This is a genomic window from Streptomyces venezuelae (genome assembly GCF_008642355.1).
Classification (GTDB): domain Bacteria; phylum Actinomycetota; class Actinomycetes; order Streptomycetales; family Streptomycetaceae; genus Streptomyces; species Streptomyces venezuelae_B.
Genome location: NZ_CP029193.1, coordinates 183079 through 206037, shown reverse-complemented (window position 1 = coordinate 206037; position 22959 = coordinate 183079). Strand labels below are relative to the sequence as shown.

The following is a 22959-nucleotide window of genomic DNA, read 5'->3' as shown; positions in this document are numbered from 1 at the left end:
AGTCCCGTCCCGCCCAGTCTGAGGAGCCCCTCCCCATGTCAGAGCTCGAAGTCGACGCCGTCGTGTTCGATGTCCTCGGCACGCTGGTCGACGAACCCGCCGGAATTCACGCCGGGATCAGCGCCCTCGCCCCCGCGCTCGACGAGTTCGAGGTCGAGCGGCTCCTGTCGGTGTGGCAGACGCACGTCGAGCGCGAGCAGCGGCGCATGGTCGACGGTCTGAGGCCCTATGCCACCAGCGACGTCCTCGACCTGGAGGCCGCGCAGCTCGTCGCCGACGCGGTGCAGGCCGGCGACGCGCGTGCCGTGGCGGCGCTGGGCCTGACGGGACGCAGGCTTCCGCCGTGGCCCGACACGGTGGCCGGGCTCACCCGTCTCGCCGAACGTTTCCCGCTGCTGGCGCTCTCCAACGCGAGCAGGCCGGCGCTGCTGGAGCTCAACGCGTACGCCGGACTGCGCTGGCATCAGGCGCTGTCCGCCGAGGACGCCCGGACCTACAAGCCCGACCCGGCGGTCTACCGCCTGGCCGTCACGGTGTCCGGGCGCCCGCCCGAGCGCCTGCTGATGGTCGCCGCCCACGCGTGGGACCTGCGCGCCGCGCAGAGCCTCGGCCTGCGCACGGCGTATGTGGCGCGTCCCGTCGGGGACCCGCCCGCGCCCTCGGACACGTTCGACCTCTACGCCGACGACCTGCCCCACCTGGTCGAGCAGCTCGACCGCCGCAGGAAGTGAGACGGGGGCGGGTGCTCAGCGCGTGAGCAGGTCGCGTATCGCCGCGCCGACCACGGCAGGCTCCTCCTCCGCCATGAAGTGCCCGCAGGACACGGTCGCGTGGTGCAGGTCGGGAGCCCAGGCGCGCCACAGCGCGGCGGCGTCGAAGCCGAGCGCCGCGCCCCAGTCCTGCTGGAGCACCGAGACCGGCATGGCGAGCCGGTTGCCCGCGTCCCGGTCGGCTTGGTCGTGCCGGACGTCGATGTGGGCGGAGGCGCGGTAGTCGGCGACGATGGACGGCACGGCCTCGCGGCACGCCTTCAGGTAGGCGGCGCGTACGTCGGCGGGGATCGCGGCGGGATCGCGCGTCCAGATGTCGAGGAAGTGGCCGAAGAACGCGTCCGGGGCGCTGCCGATCAACTCCTCGGGCAGGCCGGGTGGTTGGGCCATCAGGTACAGGTGGAAGCCCACGGCGGCCGTGGTGCCGTGCATGACCTCCCACATGTCGAGCGTCGGCAGCACGTCGAGGGACAAGAGGTGCGTGACCGCCTCCGGGTGGTCGAGACCGGCCCGTACGGCGACGAGGGCGCCGCGGTCGTGTCCGGCCAGGGCGAACCGGTCGTGGCCGAGGGCACGGGCCAGCGCGACGACGTCGGCCGCCATCGTGCGCTTGGAGTACGTTGCCCCGTCGGCGTCGGCCGGTTTGTCGCTGGCGCCGTACCCGCGCAGGTCCGGGCAGATCACGGTGTGCTCCGCCGCGAGGTCGGCCGCCACGTGCCGCCACATCAGGTGCGTCTGCGGGAAGCCGTGCAGGAGCACGACGGGGCTGCCGGAGCCGCCGACGGCGACGTGGAGACGTACGCCGTCCGCGACAGGGACGTGCTGGTGATCGAAGCCGGGGACGGTCGGTGTCATGGTGAGCTCTCCGGGAGTATGGGGTGAGGCCGCGAGCGGCGGACGCGTTCAGCCTCCCGCGGGCGAATCAGCAATCGATCAGAGACCGAGCCCCGATCAGGGGCCGATGAAGGAGCGGGCGGCGACCGATCGGTGAGTGGGACAGGAACGGACGGAACGGGTCGGGTGGCGTGGTGAAGGGAACGGAACGGCCGGAATCGGTGCGTCCGCAGCCGATGGGGCCGGAACCAATGGGGCCGGAACCAGTAGGTCCGCAATCGGTGGGGCCGGTCCGGTTCGGGGTCCTCGGCACCGTGACCGCCTGGAACGCCGAACGTCCGCTCGCCCTGGGCGGGCCGCGGCAGCGCGCCGTCCTGGCCCGCCTGATCGTCGCCCGCCGCCACGTCGTGCCCGTCACCCGCCTCATCGACGACCTGTGGGACGACCCCCCGGAACGGGCCCTCGGGACAGTACGGACGTTCGTCGCCGCTCTGCGCAAGGCCGTGGAACCCGACCGGCCGCACCGCGCTCCCGCCCGCCTCCTCGTGACCGAGGGCCCGGGTTACGCGCTGCGGGCCGCACCGGACGCCGTCGACGCCTGGCGGTTCGAAACGGCCGTGACCGAGGTCCGGCAGGCCCCGCCGCCGGACGCGCTGCGCCGCCTCGACGAGGCGCTGGCCTGGTGGCGGGGGCCTGCCTACGCCGATTTCCCGGACGAGGAGTGGGCACGTACGGAACGTTCCCGGCTCGCCGAACTGCGTGCGCTGGCCGTCGAGCGGCGCGCCGAAGCGGCGCTGGCGTGCGGCCGGGCCGCCGATGTCGTGCCCGACCTCGACGCGCACGTGGCCCGCCACCCGTGGCGCGAGGACGCCTGGCGGCTGCTGTCTCTCGCGCTGTACCGGGCAGGCCGACAGGGCGACGCGCTCGCGACACTCCGCCGCGCACGGGTCACGCTCGCCGACGAACTGGGACTCGACCCTGGCTCCGGTCTGCGCCGCCTGGAGTCGGACATCCTCGCGCAGGACACGGCGTTGGAGGACGGAAGGGAAGGCCCCTTTCTCGGCACGGCCGCGACGGCGCCTCCGCGGTCGGCGTCCCGGCTCTGGACCGAGGCGGCGGCGTCGTACGACCGCACCGTGGAGGCCGGCGCCCGCGCCCGTCTGGAGTCGACCGTCGGCCTCATGCGCAACCTCGCCGTGACCGGCGCCGGGGGACTGTTGGCCGCCCGGCGCCACCGCATGGCGGCCGTCGAGGCGGCCGAGGAGTACGACGACGCGGAACTGACCGCGCGCGTGATCGGCGCCTTCGACGTGCCGGCGATCTGGACGCGCGCCGACGACCCGGAACTCGCCCGGCAGATCGTCGCCGCCGCGGAGCGGACCCTCGTGCACCTGCCGCACGACGCGTCCGACGCGGCACGCTGCAGGCTCCTCGCCACCGTCGCGGTGGAGACGCGTGGCGCCAGGACACCGCGAGGACCGCGGGCCGCGCGCGAAGCGGAACGGCTCGCCCGGCACCTCGACGACCCCGCGCTGCTGGCGTTCGCCCTCAACGGGACGTACATGCAGTCCTTCACCCGCGCCGGTCTGGCACCGCAGCGCGACGCCATCGGCGCCGAGATCGTCGAACTCGCCGCGAGACAGGGCCTGGTGACGTTCGAAGTGCTCGGCCACCTCATCCGCCTTCAGGCACGCGCCGGGCTCGGCGACTTTCCGGGCGCCGACGCGCACGCCGCAGCCGCGGCGCGTCTCTCGGAACGTCACGAACTGCCGTTGGTCGGCGTCTTCACACGGTGGTACGACGCCCTGCGGCACGCCGCGTCCGGGGACGTGGCAGGGGCCGAGACCGCGATGCGGGTCGCGGCCGCGCACCTGGACGAGGCCGGGATGCCGGGGATGCGCACCGGGCTGCTGCCGCTGGCGCTGGTCACCCTGCGCCTGGCGCACCTGCTGCCGCCCGACGTCGACCTCACCCTGGACTGGGGCCCGCACCGCCCCTGGGCCGAGGCGCTGGCCCTCGCGGAGACGGGACGCCACGCGCAGGCACGGGCAGCACTGCGGGCCCTGCCCGAACCGCCGCCGGACCTGCTCTACGAGGCGTTGTGCTGTGTGGAGGCGGAGGCGGCGCTGCGCGTGGGGGACCGGGCGGGCCTGGAGCGGGTCCGGGCGCGCCTGTTGCCGGCGGCGGGGCAGGTGGCCGGTGCGGGCAGCGGGGTGCTTACGGCCGGACCCGTGGACATGTGGCTCGCGCGCGTCGGGGACGCGCGGGCGTGATGGCGGCAGGGACGGACGAGGGCTTCGGCCGGCGTGGGGCACAACTGTGTTGCCGGGCCGGGTTCCTCGTCACGACACTGGTCCCATGAACAGGGCGCCGAGGGAACCGCTGCCGGGAGGCGGACTCGTCCTGGCCGTACCGGAAACCGGGCCGCCGGGAGCGCCCCCGCCCCCTTCCCTTCGCTTTGCGCGTACGGGGTCTCGTCGCTGGGTGCTTCTGCAGAACGAACGGCCACTGCTGCTGGCCCGCTCGGAGGGCGACGGTTGCTGTCACGACCTCCACCTGCGTCGGCTGCCCGGCCACCACTCCCCGCTGCCACCCGTGTCCGCCGCGACGGTGCGGGCCGGGGGCGAGTGGACGCATCGGTACGCACGGTGGCTCGAGGACGCGGCGGAGTACGGACCGTTACGGGCCGGACGCTGGCGGCTGTCCCCACGTACGACGTTCGCCCCCGGCATCTGGAGCTGCGACCTCGTCCAGGACTGGCCCGACGCGACGATCGAGCTGCTCTGCGGCGGAGGCTGGCACGGCGTTCTGCCGCTGCGCCCCCTCCAGGCGCCGGACACACCCCGCGTCAAGGCCCTCCGCAAACACGCCCGTGAGGGAACCCTCGCCCCCGTGCTGCTGTGGTGGGTGTCCTTCCTGGACGGCTGGCTGCTCCTCGACGGTCACGACCGGGCGGCTGCCGCCCTGGCGGAGGGCACGGTTCCGGCCTGTGTGGAGCTGGTCCGCCTACCGGACGACGCCGACTGGCGCGCGACGGCGGCAGAGATCACCCGGAGCCACGAGGAACGCATGGCGCGCCTGGACGCACACCCCGCGACCTTGCACCACGCCCGCCAACGGCAGGCCATGGAGCGGGGGTACGCCGACGCCCTCTCCACGCTCCCGTACGACGCCGCCGCCACGCCGATCGACCCGTGATCCCCGCTCGTAGGCGGCCTCCCGCCGAACTGCTCTTCCTCGTGGCCGAGTTCGCCGACACGCCTGCTTTCCTCCGCCCGTCGCTCACGCTGGGGATGCGGTGTGTGACGGCGGGACCGGTGCCAGACGGTACGTATCCCCGTCGGACACCACGCGGCCTGCCGTCGGATGGGGGAAGTGGGTGCCGAGGAGCAGCGTCTCCGTGTCGGTGAGCGAGGCGAGCAGGTCGCTGCGTGTGGCCTCGGCCTGCCCGGGGTCGATGTCCACGCAGCTTCCGATGTGGGGGTGGGGGAGCTGCACGGGATGGTGCAGCAAGTCGCCCGTGATCAGGGCTGATGCGCCGTTGCTGTGCACCTCGACGGCGACGTGACCAGGGGTGTGCCCAGGGGTCGGTACGAGTCGGATTCCCGGGGCGACTTCGGCGCCCTCGGCCGGTACGTCGACCAGGTCGAGCAGCCCCGCGTCCTCGACCGGATGCACGGAGTCGCGGAACATCTGCTGTCGCGGTTCGTCCATGGCGTAGCCGGACCAGAACTCCCGCTCGGCGCGGGAGGTGACGTAGCGGGCGCGGGGGAACGTGGGAAGCCAAGCGCCGTTCTCCTCGCGGGTGTTCCAGCCGACGTGGTCGGTGTGCAGGTGCGTGAGGACGACGAGGTCGACGGAGTCCGGCGGGAAGCCCGCGTCGGTGAGGCGTTGCAGGTAGTCGGTGCGGAGATCGTGCCAGGCCGGGTTCGCGCGCGTCTTGCCGTTGCCGATGCCGGTGTCGACGAGGACGCGCAGTGTGCCCACGGTGAGCGCGAAGGTGTGGCTGTCGAGGCGCAGGGCGCTCGCGTCGTCGGTGAAGCCGGTGTGCAGCCAGGGGTGCTGGGCGACCACGTCGGGTGTGGCGTCCGGGAGCAACCAGGGGCCGGTCTCGGGCGGCAAGAAGATTTCGTCGATCCGGTGGACGGTGACGTCGCCGACGTTCCAGTGAGGGGTTCCGGGCGGGGTCTGCGTCTGCATGGGGGCTCCCTGGTGGCGGCCGGTAAAGGCTAACTGTTTGCGTTAAGGGAGCGTAGGCCCTACGGTGGGACTAACGCAAACACTTAGCTTTTAGCCCGAGGAGGGACCTCCATGCCCGACGCCGAACCGCCCCTCACTCCGCCGGAAGCCGCCCGATGGGCCGCACGTTCCGGGCTCCCGCTGGCGAGTGACCGCACCCGGGCGGTCGCAGCCACGGCCGACCACATCCACTCGGTCGTCGCCGTCCTGCGTGAGCTGGACTTCGCCGACACCCCGCCCGCCGCTCACCGCGCGGCGGAGGAAACCCACGGAGTGGAGGCCCACGATGCAGCCGTATGAGTTGACCCTTGCCGCCGCGGCCGAGGAGATCCGGACGCGGCGACTGTCCCCCGTCGAGCTCGTGGACTCCGTGCTCGACCGGATCGCCCGGACGGAACCCTCCCTCCAGGCCTACGTCACCGTGACGGCGGAGCGGGCCCGCGAGTCGGCGCGCGCGGCCGAACGCGCGACGGCGGCCTCGGCCCCGGCCTCCGCCTCGCACGGCCCGCTGCACGGCATCCCCGTGGCGTTGAAGGACCTGATCGACGTCGCCGGTCTCGCCACCACCGCGAGTTCCCGCGTCCGGGAGGCCCATCCGACGGCCGACGCCGACAGCACGGTCGCCGCACGCCTGGCCGCGGCCGGTACCGCTCTCGTCGGCAAGACGCACACCCACGAGTTCGCCTACGGGCTGACCACGCCGCAGACCAGCAACGCCTGGGACCCGGACCGCGTGGCGGGCGGTTCCAGCGGTGGTTCGGCCGTCGCCGTCGCGGCCGCCGCGGCGACCTTCGCCCTGGGGACCGACACCGGAGGGTCGATCCGCGTACCGGCCGCGTTGAACGGTGTCGTCGGCCTCAAGCCCACGTACGGCCTCGTGCCCCGGCACGGCGTGACGTCCCTGTCCTGGTCGCTGGACCACGTGGGCCCCTTGACGCGGACCGTCGAGGACGCCGCCCTGGTGATGTCCGTCCTCGCGGGCCACGACCCCCGTGATCCCGCCAGCCTGCCCACGCCGTCCTCCGTGGACTACCGGCCGCTGCCGGGTGCGGACCTGAGGGGAGTACGGGTCGGTGTGCCGCGCAACTACTACTTCGAGCACGTCGACCCCGACGTGGAGCTGGCCGTGCGCGGCGCCGTCGAGCAGCTCCGGGCCCTCGGCGCGACACTCGTCGACGTCGAGATCCCCATGACCCGCTACATCCAGGCCACCCAGTGGGGCCTGATGGTTCCCGAGGCCACCGCCTACCACGAGCGGACCCTGCGCTCGGCGCCCGAGCGGTACGGCGCGGACATCCGCGTCCTGCTGGAGGCCGGCGCGCTCATGTCCGCCGGTGACTATCTGCGCGCCCAGCGGGCCCGCACCCTCATGCGACGGGCATGGCTGCGGATGCTGGACGAGGTGGACGTGGTCGCCGCGCCCACCGTCCCCGTGACCGCGGTCCGCGCGGACCAGGAAGCCGTCGTGTGGCCCGACGGCACGAGCGAGAGCGTCTCCGACGCGTACGTCCGCCTCTCGGCGCCCGCGGACATCACCGGTGTCCCGGCGCTGTCCGTCCCGGTCGGGCGCGACGGCGCGGGCATGCCCATCGGCATGCAACTGCTCGGCCGACCGCTGGGAGAAGCCACGGTGCTGCGGGTGGGGCACGCGTACGAGGAGTCGGTGCCCGCGCGCGGATACGCTCCGGTGACGACCCCCGCGGGCCCGCGCGGCGACGCGCTCTAAGGTGGTGACGTGAGTCGTAGACCGATGGCGCGTCCCGGCGGGCGCAGTGCCCGCGTCCAGGAAGCGGTGCACACCGCCGTGCGTGAACTCGCGGACGAGGTGGGCCGCGACGCGCTGACCGTTCCCCTGATCGCGGCCCGTGCCGAGGTCACCCCCTCGACGGTCTACCGTCGCTGGGGCGATCTGCAGGCGCTCCTGTCGGACGTGGCGGTCGAACGGCTGCGTCCGGAGGCGCCCCCGGAGGATCTCGGGGACCTCGGAAGCGATCTGCGAGCCTGGGCCGAGCAGTTCCTCGACGAGATGGGTTCGCCCGCGGGCCGCGCGTACATCCGGGACGCCCTGCTCGGCGACCCCGACGGCAGCAACGCGGGCCAGTGCTCCGCCTACGCGGCCGAGCAGGTCGGCGTCGTCCTCGCCCGCGCGGCGGACCGCGGGGAGACCGCACCCGACGTCGAGACCGTCCTCGACCACGTCGTCGCGCCGATGATGTACCGCATCCTGTTCCGCCCGTCCGGGCACGACGCCGCGTACGCGCGGCGGCTGGTGGCCGAAGTGCTCGACGCGCAGGTGTAGGGGACCGGCTCCCTCACTCGTCCCCGTAACCGGGCCGCGCGCACGCCACCACTCCGTCCACCGCCACGAACCGCGCCGTCAGCGCGTCGGCGTCACCGCGTCCCACCACGGCCAGCAGCACCTCGACCGTGTGTTCCGTCCCGTCGCCGTAACCGCCCTTGGGCACGGAGGCGCTGAGGGTGCGCACCTCGGCGATGTCGAAGCCGGCGCGGGCGCACTCCGCGAACAGGTCCTGCAACAGACCCGTGCGTTGGAGATAGGTGATGCGGTAGTGGACGGGTACCGAGCGCAGCAGTGAGAGGCGGCGGGCCAGCGGGCGGACCGCGTACGCGACGAGGAAGTACGACGCCGTGGCGAGGACCGCGAGCAGGGGCAGGCCGGCCGCCGCCGCGGAGCCCACGGCGGCGGTCAGCCAGATCGTGGCCGCCGTGGTCAGGCCCTGCACGGACCCCCGCTGCACGAAGATGACGCCGGCGCCGATGAAGCCGAGACCGGAGACGATCTGCGCGGCCACCCGGGACGGATCGAGGGTGACGGTGCCGGACTGCAGCACGTCCGTGAACCCGTACTTGCTGACCAGGGTGAACAGTGCGGCGCCCACGCCGACGGTCGTATAGGTCCGCAGGCCCGCGGCCTTCTGCCGGATCTCACGCTCCAGGCCGATCGCGGCGGACAGGCCGAACGCCACGGCGAACTCGGAGCCCTGGCCACTCGGTTCCATCACTCGTCCTCACCCCGGCCGTACGGTCACCCGTTCCTCCTCGTGCCCACTGTTGCCGATGGGACACACCTCCGCGATCCGGACGGCGTCCACCGGGTTCGTCGTCGCGAACCGGCCATAGTCCGGACGGCGCGGCTCCGCCGACGGCTGTCTCCGGTCCCGGAGGCGGGGGCGTCTGCGTACGTAATTACCCTCTGTCGCACATGGATGTACGTGTCCGTCATGGCGTCCCTCACGTCACAGGTGACGCTTGGATCACACCCGGCACGTGCGTTCTGGCGGAACTCGAACTTCCCTTTGCGGTCGTGCCGAGAGTCCGCCCTGTGCCGCTGCCGCCGCGCTTTTCGGACAGCGGAGCCCGCACCTTGTAGCCCGCTCGCAGCGCTGGCTACGATCCCGCTCTCGTTTCACTCCCATCCCATTTTCTTCACTCATCTTCACGGCAGCTTCATGTTCATGGAGGAATTGCGTGGAGTCGTCATCCCTCTCTTCCGCAGGCACCTCCGCCCGCGACTTCCGGCTCTTCTGGTGGGCCAACGCGACCGACGCGCTCGGCACCCAGGCCTCCGGTGTCGTACTCCCGCTGCTGCTCCTCTCGCTCGGGCACTCGGCGCAGACCGCGGGGCTCGTCGCCGGCCTCTCGCTGGCCGCCGGAATCCTGCTGGGGCCGCTCGCCGCCGTCCCCGCCGACCGCGGCGCGCGTAAGACGATCATGTTCTGGTCCGCCGTCGTCTCCGCGCTCGCCATGGGCTCCGTCGCCCTCGTGCTCGCCCTCGGCCACCTCACGCTCGCGCACCTCCTCGGTGCCGTCCTCGTCGAACGCTTCGCCACCGCCACGCACGACGCCGCGTCGCGCGGCACGGTCGCCCTGGTCTGCCCGCCCGACGACCAGCCCCGCGCCGTCGCCCGGCTCGCCGCCGCCGACCAGGGCGCCCTCATCCTCGGGCCGGCCCTCGGCGGCGCCGCCTACCAGCTCTCGCGCGCACTGCCCTTCCTGGCCGACGCCCTCTCGTACGCCGTCGCCGCCTGCTGTGTGCGCGGCATGCGGGCCGAACTGAAGGCCGCGGAGCAGCCCCACGGGGGAGGGCTGCTCCGTGAGGCCGCCGCCGGGCTGCGGCTCGTGCGGAGGCAACCGCTCCTGCGCCTCGTCCTGGTGTGGATCGCCCTCGTCAACGGCGTCGCCGTCGCGCTCTACTACGCCGCCGTCTTCGCCCTGGAGCGCTCCGGCTCGGGCGCGCTCCCGATGGGCGTCGTCCTCGCGGTGTCCGGGGCCGCCGGTCTGGCCGGGTCGCTCGCGGCGCCACGGGTCGCCGTGCGGGTCGGCGCCGCCCGGGTCCTCGTCGGCGTGACCTGGCTGCTCGTACCGCTCACCGCGGGCCTCGCCACCGCCGCGGGACCCTGGACGTACGGGCTGCTGCTCGGCACGGTGTGCCTGCTCGTGCCGCTGCCCGCCGTCGTCCTCCAGGCGCGCGCCCTCCTCGTCACGCAACCCTCCGTGCAGGCGCGCGTCGGTGCGGTCCTCGCCACGGCGTCCGGCGGCACCGCCGCCCTCGCCCCGGTACTCGCCGGACTGTGCGCCGACCGGATCGGCACCGCGGCACCCGCACTGGGATGCGCCGCCCTGCTCACCCTCCTCGCCGTGCACACCACACGGCGGGCCGCCCTCGCGGAGGCCACCGCATGAACCGCTTCCAGGTCTACCGCGCCGCACTGCCCGAGGTGTGCACCGCCGACCCGCGCCGCATGGTCTTCACCGCCGACGCCGAAGGCCGCTGTGAGATCAGCACCTGGGACGCCGCGACCCGCCGCTCCCGGCGCGTCACCGACCGGCCCGGTGGCACCCTGCACGGTGCCATCGACCGCGACGCACGGGTCTGGTGGTTCGACGAGGACGCCCGCGGCGTCGGCCGGTGGCGCCACCAGGCTTTCACCGGCGGACCCGACCGGCCGGGCCTCACCGGCGTCCCGGACGGCACCGCCCGCGGTCTCGCCGTCATCGGCGGCCCCCTGGTCACCCTCGGCATCGGCCTCGACGACAGCACCACGATCCGCATCGGCACGCGCGGCGGCCCCGGCCGTGAGGTGACCCGCGTCGAAGGACCCGCCGCCCTCGCCGGACTCGCCCCGGGCGGCGACCTGCTGGCCCTCACCCGCACCGCCGACTCACCCGCCGCCGTCACCCTCCTCACCCCCGACGGCACCGTCGTCGCCGTCCTGCCCGGCCACGGCCCGCACGGCAGACTCTGGGCCCTCGGCTTCGCGTCCACCGGGCCGCGCCCCACGCTCCTCCTCGTCCGCGAGCACGAGGACCGCTACCTGCTCACCACCTGGACCCCCGACACCGGTGCCGTGACCCACGACTGGTGCGCCTTCGACACCCAGATCACCGCCCGCTGGTACCCGGACGGCCACAACGTCCTGATCCGCCAGGACCGCCACGGCCGCTCCCTGCTCCACCGCGCCCACCTGACGACCCGCGCCCTCGTACCTGTGCCCACCCCGCCCGGCACGCTCCTGGACGCCGCCCCGCGCCCCGGCGGCGACCTCCACACCCTCTGGACCGACACCACGCACCCGCCGACGATGACCTCCAGCGCCGGCACCCCCCTGCCACCGCTCGGCACCGTCGCGGGCCACGTCCCCGGCACCGTCCGGGACATCCACACCCCCGGCCCCGACGGCCCCGTGCACACCCTGCTGTGCCTCCCCGAGGACGGCACGGGGCCGCACCCCGCCGTCTTCCTCGTGCACGGCGGCCCCGCCGACCACGACAGGGACGCCTACGACGGCACCGTGCACTCCTTGGTCGCCTCCGGCTTCGCCGTCGCCCGGGTCAACTACCGCGGCTCCACGGGCTACGGACCCCGCTGGCAGCGCGCCTACCGCGACGGCGTCGGCCACACCCAGGTCGCCGACCTCGCCGCCGTCCACGCCGACCTCACCGCACGCGGCCTGATCCGCCCGGACGCGACCGGCCTGTGGGGCACCTCGTGGGGCGGCTACCTCGTGCTGCTCGCCCTCGGCACGCGGCCCGGCCTGTGGCGGGCGGGCGTCGCCGTGAAGCCCGTCGCCGACTACGCCGCCGCCCACGCCGCGGGCACCGTTGCCCTGCGCGCCCTGGACGAGCGGCTGTTCGGCGGCACACCCGACCAGGTGCCCGCGCGGTACGCGCACAGCTCCCCGGTCCGGTACGCCGCCCGCGTACGGGATCCGCTGCTCGTCGTCGCCGCCACACACGACACCAAATGCCCTGCGCAGCAGGTCCGTTCCTACCTCGCCGCCCTCGACGCCGCGGGCGCCCGGCACGAGTCCCTGTGGCTGGACTCCGGGCACGACGGCTACGACGGCGGCGACCACATGACCGTACTGCGCCGCGCGGTGCTCTTCCTCGACAGGGAGCTCCGCCCACCCAGACGCCCCGCTCCGAGAGGTGACGGGTCGATGCACCACACCGTCCAGCAGTGAATCAGCGCGACCTACCGAGAGGAGAGAGCCATGCAGAAGGACGTCATCCACAACGACCCGCTCGCGGAGGACGAGACGAACCGTAGGCCGAGCGTCGGCATCACGGTCACCGTCCCGTTCCGCAACGCCGAGGACGGCGAAGAGACCGTCGAGGACTGATCCCCACCGGCCGGCTCCCGGGCACACCCCGGGGGCCGGCCGGCCCTCACCCCCGGAGGAGCGCCCGTGCGCGTACTGCTGGTCAACATGCCCTGGTCGCCCATCGACCTTCCGTCGCTCGCCCTGGGCATCCTCAAACGAAGCGTGGACGAGCGTGTCCCCGGCGCCACCGCCGAGGTGCTGCACGCCAACCTCGCCTTCACCGACTGGATCACCGAACGCACCGAGTTCACCGGTGACGACTACGAGTACTACGCGCTCTCCTCGTACTTCATGGGCTGCGGCGACTGGGTGTTCTCCTCGGCCCTCTACGACGACCCGGAGTGGCGGGACGACGAGTTCACCGGCGTCATGACCGGCAAGCTGAAGGCCGCGCGGATGAAGATGACGCGCGCACTGCACCGGATCGTCCCCGAGTTCGTCGAGATGATCGCACAGCAGGTCGTGGCGAGCGGTCCCGACGTCGTCGGCTTCACCTCCACCTTCCAGCAGAACACCGCCGCCCTCGCCTGCGCCCGCCGCGTCAAGGAACTCGCCCCGCACCTCGTGACCGTCATGGGCGGCGCCAACTGCGACGGCGAACAGGGCGCCGCCGTGCACCGCAACTTCGACTTCGTCGACCACGTCGTCCGCGGCGAGGGCGAAGCCGCCTTCCCCGCCTTGCTCACCGCCCTCACGGAGAGAACCCCGCTCGACGACATCCCGGGGCTCTGCCACCGCGACGCCACGGGCAAGAGCGTCGCCAACCCCATGGCCACCCGGCCGCTGCCGCCCGCCGCGATCCTGCCGCCCGACTACAGCGGCTACTTCGAACGCCTCGCCGCGTCCGTGGCCCGCAACTGGGTCGAGCCCAAACTCGTCGTCGAGGGCGCACGCGGCTGCTGGTGGGGCGAGAAGCACCACTGCACGTTCTGCGGACTCAACGGCTCGTTCATGGAGTTCCGCTCCAAGAGCCCGGACACCTTCTACGAAGAGATCATGGACCTGGCCCGCCGCCACAAGGTCCTGGACATGTACGTCGTCGACAACATCCTCGACATGCGCTACCTCACCACCGTGTTGCCCCGCATCATCGAGAGCGGCTACGACCTGCGCCTGCACATCGAGATCAAGGCCAACATGAAGCGCAGCCAGCTGCGCACCCTCGCCGAAGCGGGACTCATCTACGTACAGCCCGGCATCGAGAGCCTCAACAGCCGGGTCCTCGACCTGATGGACAAGGGCGTCAGCGGCTGCCAGAACGTCCGGATGCTCCGCGACGGCGCCGAGACGGGCCTCTCCGTCGCATGGAACTACCTCCACGGCTTCCCCGGCGAGAGCGCGGAGGACTACGACCCCGTCATCGCGCAGATCCCCGCCCTCGAACACCTCGACCCACCGGTCGACCTCTCCGCCCGCATCGCCATCGAACGCTTCAGCCCCTACTTCGAGCGCCCCGAACTCGGCTTCACCGGCCTGCGCCCCGAAGGCCACTACCGCTTCACCTACGACCTGCCGGAAGAAGAGCTGTACGGCATGGCGTACGTCTTCGAGGCCCCGGCCCGCGGCATCGGCGAGTCCACGGTGAAAGCCCTCAACGAAGCCCTCGCCGACTGGCGCACATATCACACCGACGCCCGTCTCACCCATGACGACCACGGCGACCGCATCGTCCTCGTCAGCCGCCGACGCACCTTCTCCTGGCGCGCCATGGAGCTCACCGACCCCTTCGAGCTGGCCGTCTTCCGCCTCCTCGACCAGCCGCACAGCGTCCAGGCACTCCTGCGGAAAGCCGCCGCACGGGTCTCCGACATGGCCCTCGACGAGACCAGGCTGCAGGAACTCCTCGACTCGTGGCTCGCCCTCGGCATCGTCTTCTCCGACGCCGGCCAGTACGTCCACATCGCACCGGCCGCGGTCAACGAGGACCTGCTCCGGCTCGACTTCATGCGGCACATCCACGCCGAGCCCGAACCCGAGCCCGAACCCGAGCCCGCCCGAGCCGGAGGAGCACGATGACCGTGACCCTCGCCACGCCGACCCTGCTCGCCTGGCGCGACTACGACCCGGCCGCGTGCGCGCTGCCCGGCATGTTCCTCGGCGAGGTGCCGCTGCCCGGACCGCCCAGCGGGCAGGCCGAACGCCTCTGGCAGCTCGGCGCGCGCCGGGTGCGCCTGCCCGACCCCGTCGACCTCACGGCCACCGCGGACCCGGCCGCCGCGCTGCACGGACTCGGGCTCGTACGGGACCTGACCGCGCGAGCCGTCATGGTCGAGTGGAAACTGCGCCTCGACCCGGACTCGGGGGACCGGTGGCGCATGCTCAGCCACCTCCAGCCGCCGGCGACGCTCCTCGGCCCGGACGGCGCCGAGGACGCGCTGAACACCTGGCGACGCGGCCACTACCTCTGCAAATGCCTGTGGCGCAGAGGCCCCGGCTTCATCCAGATCCGCGACCGGCGGTGGGGAGAGCTGCGCCGCTTCACCGCCGACGAACCCGAGTACGCGACGACCATCGACCGCCTCGACCACGGCGCCCTCGCCGACACCGTCCCGAAGGCGGTCCTGGACGACTTCCGGGCCGAGCAGCTCGTCCTGGACATCGGCCCGTACGCCTGGTGGCTGCCGTACCGCGTGAGCCGCTGGCTCCAGCAGTCGATCGCGATCTGAGGAACTCGACGGGTATGGACGAGGAGGTAGAGGACAGAAGCTGACCGCGATGTCTGGGAGCGTGGTGCTCGGCCGCGCAGAACCGAGCACCGAGCACCCAGGAGCAGCCGCATGTCCGCGAACGTGACCGTCCTCGACACCAGGACCCTGAACCGAGCCACGCTCGCCAGGCAACTGCTCCTCGACCGCGCCGACATGCCGCCCCTGGACGCGGTCGCCCACCTCTGCGGACTCCAGGCGCAGGAGCCGCAGGAACCCTTCGTCGGCCTCTGGTCACGGCTGCGCGCCTTCGAGCCGGGCACCCTCTCCGAGCTGCTCGTCGAACGGCGCGTGGTCCGTACGCACCTCATGCGCCGCACGGTCCACCTCCTCACCGCCGACGACGTCCTGGCCTGGCGCACCCGGCACGACGCGATGCTGCGCCAGCGGGTGCTCGGTGTGTACCGCCGCGAGCTCGACGGCGTGGACCTCGACGAACTCGCCGCGACGGGCCGGGAGACGATGGCCGACGGGGAGCCGCGCACCATGGCCGAACTGACGCGGGCGGTCGCCGACCGCTGGCCGGGTGTGCCGCCGCGGGCGCTGGGGGAGATGCTGGTCGCCGCGCTGGTGCCGATGGTGCAGCTGCCGCCGCGGGGCCTGTGGCGGACGAAGGGCGGCGTACGCAACCTCCCGCTCGCCACCTGGCTGGGCAAGGACACAGAACCCGACCCGTCCTCCCTGAACACCTCGTCCCCGGACGGCTCCGACCCCGTGGGCCAAACTCTCCTGCGCCGCTACCTGGCCGCGTTCGGCCCCGCCGCTACCGCCGACCTGCGCGCCTGGAGCGGACTCGCCGGGCTTCCGGCCGCGGTCGCCGCCGCCCGCCCCGAGCTCGTCTCCTTCCGCGACGAGCGAGGCCGCGAACTGCTCGACCTCCCCGACGCGCCCCGCCCGGACCCGGACACCCCGGCGCCGGTCCGCTTCCTGCCCGCGTTCGACAACGCGATCCTCGGCTACCAGGACCGCCGCCGGATCATCGACGACGCCCGCCGCGGACTGTCGGTCGCCGGGGAGCGAGTCGTCCTGGTCGACGGGCGGGTAGCGGCGACGTGGACGGTCGAGGACGGCACCGTGGTGGCGACCCCGCTGCGTCGGTTCTCCCGTGCGGAGCGCGCGGAGGTCGCGGAGGAAGGGCGGGCGGTGGCGGCGTTCCTGTCGGACCAGGCGAGCGAACGCGTACGGGTCGAGGCGTTCTGACGCGCCCTGCTAGCCCCGGTCCCGCGTGCGACCACGGGACACGGGGAACAGCGAGGGGAGCGATGGTGATGTCGAACCCGCAGCAGCCCGAACGGCGACGCAGTGCCAAGGGCGGAGCGACGCCCCAGGAGAGCGCCGAACTCAAAGCGCGCCGGCCGGGCGGACGCCGTGCCGGTGCCCACGACCACGGGACGGACAAGGGCGGCGGCCCCGGCGGCGGGACCCCGCCCGAACAGAGCCCGGAGCATCCCTGAGCCCGGAGCATTCCCGACCTCGGGGCATCCCTGAGTTCGGAGCACTCCCCAACGGGGCGGGGCGTACGTCGACAGGAAGTCAGGACTGGCTGAATTCCGGCTCCGCCCCCTCCGGCTCCGCCCCCTCCGGCTCCGTGCCGCGGGCGTCGCCCCGGTCGGCCGCCGCCGCACTCTCCGGCCGCGGGGCGTTCATCAGGACGGTGACGATCAGAGCGCCGACCAGGATGATCCCCGCGGCCCACGTGCTCGCCGTCTCGAAGCCTTCGAGGGCCGCCCGCCGTGAGAGGAGCGGATCGTGCTCGGCCCGCCCCGCGTGCGAGGTCAGGTAGTCCGCCGTCGCGCTCGTCGCGATCGTGTTCAGGAGTGCCGTGCCGATCGAACTGCCCACCTGTTGCGCGGTGTTGACGCTCGCGGAGGCGACGCCCGCGTCTCCCGGGTCGACGCCGTGCGTGGCGTGGTTGAAGGCCACCGGCATGACTAATCCCGCGCCGAGACCGAGCAGGAGCCCGGCGACGAGCACGCCCTGCGCGTATGAGGTGTCCGTGTCGATCGTCAGGAACCACAGCATTCCGGAGGCTGCCAGGAGCATGCCCGGCACGATCAGTACCCGCGGCGCGACCTTCGGCAGGAGACGGGTCGCGAGTCCGCCGGCCGACAGCAGGACTGCCACCGTCATCGGCAGGAAGGCCACCCCCGTCCTGATCGGCGAGTAACCCTTGATGCCTTGCAGGTAGTACGTCATGAAGAGGAACGCCCCGAACATGCCGAGGATGGCGAGGCCCGCGGCCAAGTAGGCGCCGCCCCGCGTGCGGTCGGCGATCAGGCGCATCGGCAGCAACGGCTGCGGCACCCGGCTCTCGACCACCGCGAACGCCACGAGCAGCACCGCCCCGACGCCCAGCAGGCCGACGGCCGGCGCCGCACCCCAGCCGTCGGCCTCCGCCCGGCTCGTTCCGTAGACGATCGCGACCAGCCCGCTCGTCACCAGCAGCACACCGAAGACGTCGAACCGCGCCCTCTCCTGCCGCCGTGACTCGGCCAGCACCCCGTACCCGCCGACCGCGGCGATCAGCGCGATGGGAACGCTGATGTACAGGCACCAGCGCCAGTTCAGATACTCGGTCAGCGCTCCACCCGCCAGCAGGCCGATCGCACCGGCCATGGCCGTGATCGCGCCCCAGATCCCGAACGCCTTCGCCCGTTCCTTCGGATGCGTGAACGTCACGGTCAGCAGCGAGAGCGCCGAAGGGCCGAGCAGCGCGGCGAACCCGCCCTGCAGGGCACGGGCGGCCAGCAGCATCTCGAAGGAGCCCGCCGCCCCGCCGAGCGCCGACGCGGCGGCGAAACCCAGCAGACCGATCAGGAACGCCCGCTTGCGCCCCGTGTAGTCGGCGATCCGGCCGCCGAGCAGCAGCAGACTGCCGAACGCCAGCGTGTACCCGGTGATGACCCACTGCCGGTCACCGTCGGAGATCCCGAGGTCCCGCTGGAGAGTCGGCAGCGCGATGTTCACGACCGTGCCGTCCAGAACGATCATCAGCTGGGCCAGGCCGATAAAGAACAGCGCGGCCCACCGGCGCGGATCAGCCGCGGGATCCCGCGGCTTCGTGGTTGCCATGACTTCGTCCTCACTCGTCACTCCTGGCGTGCGCGCCGCGCGGATCGTCCGCACGGCGTCCTGATGCCCACAAGACGCCGGCGCCCCCGTCGCCATGACAGGTCGGTGGTGTGACGTGGGTCATCGCGCCGGGATGTCACAGAACGGCGGGCCCCGGCGTCTTGTGCGGGTGACACAGTCGAGAGGGACGGGCGGGAGCCGAGCATGAGCGAGCAAGGCGACGCGGAGAGCGGCACGGTTGGCATGAGTGGCACGGACGGCACGGACAGTGGGGGTGCAGGGCATCTCGACCCGGCCACCGAGGCGTTCGTCGTCCACCGGAACCTGTTGTTCACCGTCGCCTACGAGATGCTCGGCTCGGCCGCCGACGCCGAGGACGTCCTGCAGGAGAGCTGGCTGAGATGGGCGGGCGTCGATCTCGCCTCGGTGCGGGACCGGCGGGCCTACCTGGTGCGGATCGTCACCCGGCAGGCACTCGACCGGCTGCGCACGCTCGGCCGTCGCAGGGAGTCCTACGTCGGGCCCTGGCTCCCCGAACCCCTGCTGACCACGCCCGACGTGGCCGAGGACGTCGAACTGGCCGACAGCGTGTCGATGGCGATGCTGCTCGTGATGGAGACGCTCACGCCGACCGAACGCGCGGTGTTCCTGCTGCGCGAGGTGTTCGAGCTGGAGTACGACGACATCGCCGAGGCCGTCGGCAAGAGCCTCGCGGCGGTCCGTCAGACCGCCCACCGGGCGCGCGCCCATGTCGCGGCACGCCGGTCGCGGGGCCTGGTGTCGCAGGCGGACGGCCGGGCCGCGCTCCGTGCCTTCCAGCGGGCGATCGACTCGGGCGACCTCCAGGGCCTGGTCGACATACTCGCCCCGGACGTCGTCTACCTGGGCGACGGCGGCGGAGCCCGACGGGCCACGCTGCACCCGGTGGTGGGGTCCGACAAGGTCGCCCGCCTGCTCACCACGGGCCTCGTCGCGTTCCACACCGGCGTCACCGCCGAACCCGTCCAGGTCAACGGCTGGCCCGGGTTCCTGCTGCGGCGCGAAGGCGGCATCGACGGTGTCGTGGCGATCCGCACCGAGGACGGCCTCATCACCGGGCTCTACTCCGTACGCAACCCCGCGAAGCTGTCACGCGTCGAGCGGGAGACGGCGCTGAGCCGGCTCTGACCGCCGGTCCTCCCCGTTCCCGGTCCGCAGAACTCCGCCTCGATCACCGCGTGACTGTCGCCCGTCCAGTCGCCGTTGAAGTTGAAGGAGAGCGCGTGGCGGCCGTCCTCCGTCGCCACCGACTCGGTGGTGGAACCGAGGATGCCGCCGTGATGGCCCCAGACCGTCCGGCCGCAGCTCAACCTGCGTTCGGCGATGCCGAGTCCATAGCGTGCGGCCTGCGGAAACTCCTCGCTCATGGGGACGGTCGTCTTCATCTCGGCGAGCTGCCGCTCGGGCAGCAGCCGGCCACCCAGCAGGGCCGCGTGGAAGCGGTTCAGGTCGGCCGAGTCGGAGATCATGCCGCCGCTCGTCCAGGCGGCGGACGGGTTGAACTCCGTGACGTCGTACGACGGACCCGTGCTGTCGTCCGACAGCTTCGAGTACGCGCGGCTGCTGGGTCGCGGCATGCCGGGCCCGGTGCGGGGAACCGAGGTCTCGCGCAGCTTCAGCGGCTCGATGATGCGCTTGCGGACCTCATGGGCGTACGAATGGCCGGTGATCTTCTCCAGGATCATCCCGGCGAGGATGTAGTTCGTGTCGGAGTAGTGCCAGGTCCTGCCCGGGGTTGCGGAAGTCGGCTCGTGCCGCATGGCGACCGCCACCAGCTGCTCGGGGCGCCAGGTGTCGTAGCGGTGCTCGAAGAAGCCGTCGCGCAGCCGGAAGGAGGCCGCGAAGTCGTCGTCCGCGTAGTAGTCGTAGATGCCGCTGGTGTGGTTGAGGAGCTGGCGGACGGTGACGCGTCTGCCGTCGTGGCCGTTGCCCCGCACCAGACCCGGCAGCCAGCGGTCCACGGTGTCCTCCAGGTCCAGCTTCCTCTCGCCCACGAGTTGCAGGAGGACCGTCGCGACGAAGGTCTTGGTGACGCTGCCGACGCGGTAGTGGTCCCGGGAGCCGCGTGGTCTCCCGGTTGTCAGGTCGCCGACGCCCGAGGTGCCGTTCCAGGTGCCGTACGCGTCCCTCGCCTGGCCTGTCACGCCGGGGACGCCGTCCTCGACGGCTGCGTCCATGGCCCGCTGGGCCGGAGCGTGCCGGCCGCCGTCCGACCCGTGCGGCCGGGCGTGAGCGGGGTCGGGCGCCACGAGCAACCCCGCCGTCACCGCGGCCGAAACGGCCAACGCGGCCGTGCCTGCCAGAGAGCTCCGTGCTGACATGTGCTGTCCCTTCGATCGACGGGTGCGTCGAGGGTGGGGGACCGGGTGGCGTGGGGCAAAGGTTGCTCGTGGCGCGGGAGTTGAGCGATTTCCGGCCTTAAATGTCGAGGAAGCGGACGTCCCTGGCGTTGCGCTGGATGAAGTGGCGGCGCGCGTCGACGTCCTCGCCCATCAGGACGGAGAAGAGGTGGTCGGCGACGGCGGCGTCGTCGAGGGTGACCTGTCCGAGGACCCGGTGGTCCGGGTCCATGGTGGTGACGCGCAGCTCCTCCGCGTTCATCTCGCCGAGCCCCTTGAAGCGCTGGACGGAGTCGTCCCTGACCCGGCGGCCCGCCTGCCGGCCCTGCTCGATGAGCACGTCGCGCTCGCGGTCGGAGTAGGCGTACTCGACGTGGTCCCGGCTCCACTTGATTTTGTACAGCGGCGGGCGGGAGAGGTGGACGTGGCCGTGCTCGATCAGCGGGCGCATGAACCGGAAGAGGAAGGTCAGCAGCAGGGTGTTGATGTGCTGGCCGTCGACATCCGCGTCCGCCATCAGGATGACCTTGTGGTACCGGAGCCCCGCGATGTCGAAGTCCTCGTGGACGCCCGTGCCGAACGCGGAGATGATCGCCTGGATCTCCTGGTTGTGCAGGATCTTGTCGATCCGTGCCTTCTCGACGTTGAGGATCTTGCCGCGGATCGGCAGGATCGCCTGGTACCGCGGATTGCGGCCGGATTTGGCCGACCCGCCCGCGGAGTCCCCCTCGACGATGAAGATCTCCGACAGCGCCGGGTCGTTCGACTGACAGTCGGACAGCTTGCCCGGCAGCGCCGCGGTTTCGAGGAGTCCCTTGCGGCGGGTCAGATCGCGTGCCCTGCGCGCCGCTGCCCGCGCCGTCGCCGCCTGGACCGCCTTGCGCACGATGTCCGCGGCGTCGTTCGGGTGGCGGTCGAACCAGTCGGTCAGATGCTCGTGGACGACCTTCTGCACGAACGTGCGCGCCTCGGAGTTGCCCAGCTTGGTCTTGGTCTGGCCCTCGAACTGCGGTTCACCGAGTTTGACCGAGACGATCGCGGTCAGGCCCTCGCGGATGTCCTCGCCGGACAGGTTCGTGTCCTTCTCCCGCAGCAGCTTCCTCTCCCGCGCGTAACGGTTGACCACGGTGGTCAGGGCGGTGCGGAAGCCTTCCTCGTGGGTGCCGCCCTCGTGGGTGTGGATGGCATTGGCGTACGAGTACACGCTGTCCGTGTACTGGCCGTTCCACTGCAGGGCGACCTCGACCGAGAGCAGCCGCCCCGGGTCCTCGGCGGCGAGCGTGACGACCGACGGATGGACCGGCTCCCCCTTGCGGGCATTGAGGTGGGCGACGAAGTCGGCGATGCCGCCGTCGTAGCGGTACGAGACCGTCTTCGCGGCCGGGACCGGGCCGGCGGCGTCGGCCGCGGCCGTGGCACGCGCGGAGGGCCGTTCGTCGGTGAGGGTCAAGGTGAGACCGCGGTTGAGGAAGGCCATCTCCTGGAACCGCCGGGCGAGTGTCTCGAAGGAGTACGTGGTGGTCTCGAAGATGTCGCCGTCCGCCCAGAACGTCAGCGACGTGCCGGTCCGCGTCGTGGCCTCGTGGCGGGCCGGCGGGGCGACGGGAACTCCGTCCCTGTAGTCCTGAGTCCATCGGTGCCCGTCGGTCCAGACCTCCGCCGACAGCCGGGTCGACAGCGCGTTGACCACGGACAGACCCACACCGTGCAGGCCGCCGGAGACCGCGTACCCGCCGCCCCCGAACTTCCCGCCCGCGTGCAGCACGGTCAGCACGACCTCGACGGCCGGCCGCTTCGCCGCCGGATGCATCCCCACCGGAATGCCGCGGCCGTTGTCGACCACCCGCACGCCGCCGTCCGCCAGGATCGTCACGTCGATCCGGTCGGCCACCCCGGCCAGCGCCTCGTCCACGGAGTTGTCCACGAGCTCCTGCACCAGATGGTGCAGCCCCCGCTCACCCGTGGAGCCGATGTACATCCCGGGCCGCTTGCGCACGGCGTCCAGGCCGTCCAGAACGGTGATCGCGTGGGCGTCGTAGGTGTCGTTGGAGGCGGGACGGGTGGCGTCGTAAGTGGTCACGGATGCTCTCTTTCGGGCATGGCGGACCGCGCTCCGGCACCACGTGCGGGCGGAGCGGACGGACGGCCGACGAAGACGGGACAGGGCAGCGCGAACAAGGCCCGGAGGCGCGCGAACCTCGGGACCGTCGACTGCGAATACTCATCCAGACTATCGAAGGTGCACCCCGGCGAAGGGGCGAGAGGGCCCCCAGGTGGCGTTGTGAGGCTCGAACGCCGGCAAAGGTGAGCCCCCCTGCGCGGAATCCTCAATAAT

The 22959-nt window shown here is 72.4% G+C and carries 20 protein-coding genes; 14 read left to right on the top strand and 6 right to left on the bottom strand.

Annotated elements, in window-relative coordinates:
- Positions 1-35: 35 nt before the first annotated feature.
- Complete coding sequence (locus tag DEJ47_RS00865) at positions 36-731, top strand: haloacid dehalogenase type II (RefSeq protein WP_150164007.1); 696 nt, start codon at positions 36-38, stop codon at positions 729-731.
- Between the two features lie 15 nt (positions 732-746).
- Here the strand turns inward: DEJ47_RS00865 and DEJ47_RS00860 are convergent, their stop codons facing one another.
- Positions 747-1625, bottom strand: coding sequence for an alpha/beta fold hydrolase (locus DEJ47_RS00860; protein WP_150164006.1), 879 nt, complete (start codon positions 1623-1625; stop codon positions 747-749).
- Between the two features lie 230 nt (positions 1626-1855).
- Between DEJ47_RS00860 and DEJ47_RS00855 the strand changes: the two genes are divergently transcribed.
- Together DEJ47_RS00855 and DEJ47_RS00850 are read left to right on the top strand one after the other, a co-directional pair.
- On the top strand, positions 1856-3877 hold the full coding sequence (locus DEJ47_RS00855) for a BTAD domain-containing putative transcriptional regulator (protein ID WP_150164005.1): 2022 nt from the start codon (positions 1856-1858) through the stop codon (positions 3875-3877).
- A 211-nt stretch (positions 3878-4088) separates the two neighbouring features.
- Positions 4089-4802, top strand: a complete 714-nt coding sequence (locus tag DEJ47_RS00850; protein ID WP_223828177.1) for a hypothetical protein — start codon at positions 4089-4091, stop codon at positions 4800-4802.
- An 84-nt stretch (positions 4803-4886) separates the two neighbouring features.
- Here the strand turns inward: DEJ47_RS00850 and DEJ47_RS00845 are convergent, their stop codons facing one another.
- Positions 4887-5804 carry an MBL fold metallo-hydrolase gene (locus DEJ47_RS00845; protein ID WP_150164004.1) on the bottom strand — a complete coding sequence of 306 codons (918 nt, stop codon included), beginning with the start codon at positions 5802-5804 and terminating at the stop codon, positions 4887-4889.
- Positions 5805-5915: 111 nt separating this feature from the next.
- Between DEJ47_RS00845 and DEJ47_RS00840 the strand changes: the two genes are divergently transcribed.
- From DEJ47_RS00840 to DEJ47_RS00830, 3 genes are read left to right on the top strand one after another with little or no spacing between them, the layout of a single operon-like run.
- A complete protein-coding gene (locus DEJ47_RS00840) occupies positions 5916-6143 on the top strand; it encodes a hypothetical protein (RefSeq protein WP_150164003.1) in 228 nt (75 codons plus the stop codon).
- The gene (locus DEJ47_RS00835) at positions 6130-7569 is read left to right on the top strand and encodes an amidase (protein ID WP_150164002.1); all 1440 of its coding nucleotides are present in this window, start codon (positions 6130-6132) and stop codon (positions 7567-7569) included. Before DEJ47_RS00840 ends, DEJ47_RS00835 begins: the two co-directional genes overlap by 14 nt.
- A 24-nt stretch (positions 7570-7593) precedes the next feature.
- Positions 7594-8142: a TetR/AcrR family transcriptional regulator gene (locus DEJ47_RS00830; protein ID WP_150175347.1), complete on the top strand. Its 549-nt coding sequence runs from the start codon at positions 7594-7596 to the stop codon at positions 8140-8142.
- 13 nt (positions 8143-8155) lie between these two features.
- On the opposite strand, the gene DEJ47_RS00825 is transcribed toward DEJ47_RS00830, so the two are convergent.
- Positions 8156-8863: an MgtC/SapB family protein gene (locus DEJ47_RS00825; protein WP_150164001.1), complete on the bottom strand. Its 708-nt coding sequence runs from the start codon at positions 8861-8863 to the stop codon at positions 8156-8158.
- A gap of 469 nt (positions 8864-9332) precedes the next feature.
- Between DEJ47_RS00825 and DEJ47_RS00820 the strand changes: the two genes are divergently transcribed.
- The 7 genes from DEJ47_RS00820 (at position 9333) to DEJ47_RS00795 (ending at position 16628) form a co-directional block, all read left to right on the top strand.
- Positions 9333-10547 carry an MFS transporter gene (locus tag DEJ47_RS00820; RefSeq protein ID WP_223828176.1) on the top strand — a complete coding sequence of 405 codons (1215 nt, stop codon included), beginning with the start codon at positions 9333-9335 and terminating at the stop codon, positions 10545-10547.
- Positions 10544-12328 carry an alpha/beta hydrolase family protein gene (locus DEJ47_RS00815; RefSeq protein ID WP_150164000.1) on the top strand — a complete coding sequence of 595 codons (1785 nt, stop codon included), beginning with the start codon at positions 10544-10546 and terminating at the stop codon, positions 12326-12328. Before DEJ47_RS00820 ends, DEJ47_RS00815 begins: the two co-directional genes overlap by 4 nt.
- Before the next feature lie 30 nt (positions 12329-12358).
- Complete coding sequence (locus DEJ47_RS37285) at positions 12359-12487, top strand: hypothetical protein (protein ID WP_263398878.1); 129 nt, start codon at positions 12359-12361, stop codon at positions 12485-12487.
- 66 nt (positions 12488-12553) lie between these two features.
- Entirely contained in the window at positions 12554-14485 is a 1932-nt protein-coding gene (locus tag DEJ47_RS00810) for a RiPP maturation radical SAM C-methyltransferase (protein ID WP_150163999.1), read from the top strand.
- Positions 14482-15135, top strand: a complete 654-nt coding sequence (locus tag DEJ47_RS00805; RefSeq protein WP_150163998.1) for a DUF5825 family protein — start codon at positions 14482-14484, stop codon at positions 15133-15135. The genes DEJ47_RS00810 and DEJ47_RS00805 overlap by 4 nt, the downstream gene beginning before the upstream one ends.
- Positions 15136-15258: 123 nt before the next feature.
- Positions 15259-16374 (top strand): winged helix DNA-binding domain-containing protein, encoded by a 1116-nt coding sequence (locus DEJ47_RS00800; protein ID WP_150175345.1) that lies wholly within the window; start codon positions 15259-15261, stop codon positions 16372-16374.
- A gap of 68 nt (positions 16375-16442) precedes the next feature.
- Positions 16443-16628 (top strand): hypothetical protein, encoded by a 186-nt coding sequence (locus DEJ47_RS00795; protein ID WP_150163997.1) that lies wholly within the window; start codon positions 16443-16445, stop codon positions 16626-16628.
- Between the two features lie 79 nt (positions 16629-16707).
- Here the strand turns inward: DEJ47_RS00795 and DEJ47_RS00790 are convergent, their stop codons facing one another.
- The gene (locus DEJ47_RS00790) at positions 16708-18246 is read right to left on the bottom strand and encodes an MFS transporter (RefSeq protein ID WP_150163996.1); all 1539 of its coding nucleotides are present in this window, start codon (positions 18244-18246) and stop codon (positions 16708-16710) included.
- 204 nt (positions 18247-18450) lie between these two features.
- Between DEJ47_RS00790 and DEJ47_RS00785 the strand changes: the two genes are divergently transcribed.
- A complete protein-coding gene (locus tag DEJ47_RS00785) occupies positions 18451-19413 on the top strand; it encodes an RNA polymerase sigma-70 factor (RefSeq protein WP_398337834.1) in 963 nt (320 codons plus the stop codon).
- On the opposite strand, the gene DEJ47_RS00780 is transcribed toward DEJ47_RS00785, so the two are convergent.
- Both DEJ47_RS00780 and gyrB read right to left on the bottom strand, forming a co-directional pair.
- On the bottom strand, positions 19347-20606 hold the full coding sequence (locus DEJ47_RS00780) for a serine hydrolase domain-containing protein (RefSeq protein WP_150163995.1): 1260 nt from the start codon (positions 20604-20606) through the stop codon (positions 19347-19349). The two genes, DEJ47_RS00785 and DEJ47_RS00780, sit on opposite strands and share 67 nt — an antisense overlap.
- 97 nt (positions 20607-20703) lie before the next feature.
- Entirely contained in the window at positions 20704-22704 is a 2001-nt protein-coding gene (gene gyrB / locus DEJ47_RS00775; RefSeq protein WP_150163994.1) for a DNA topoisomerase (ATP-hydrolyzing) subunit B, read from the bottom strand.
- Positions 22705-22959 lie beyond the last annotated feature (255 nt).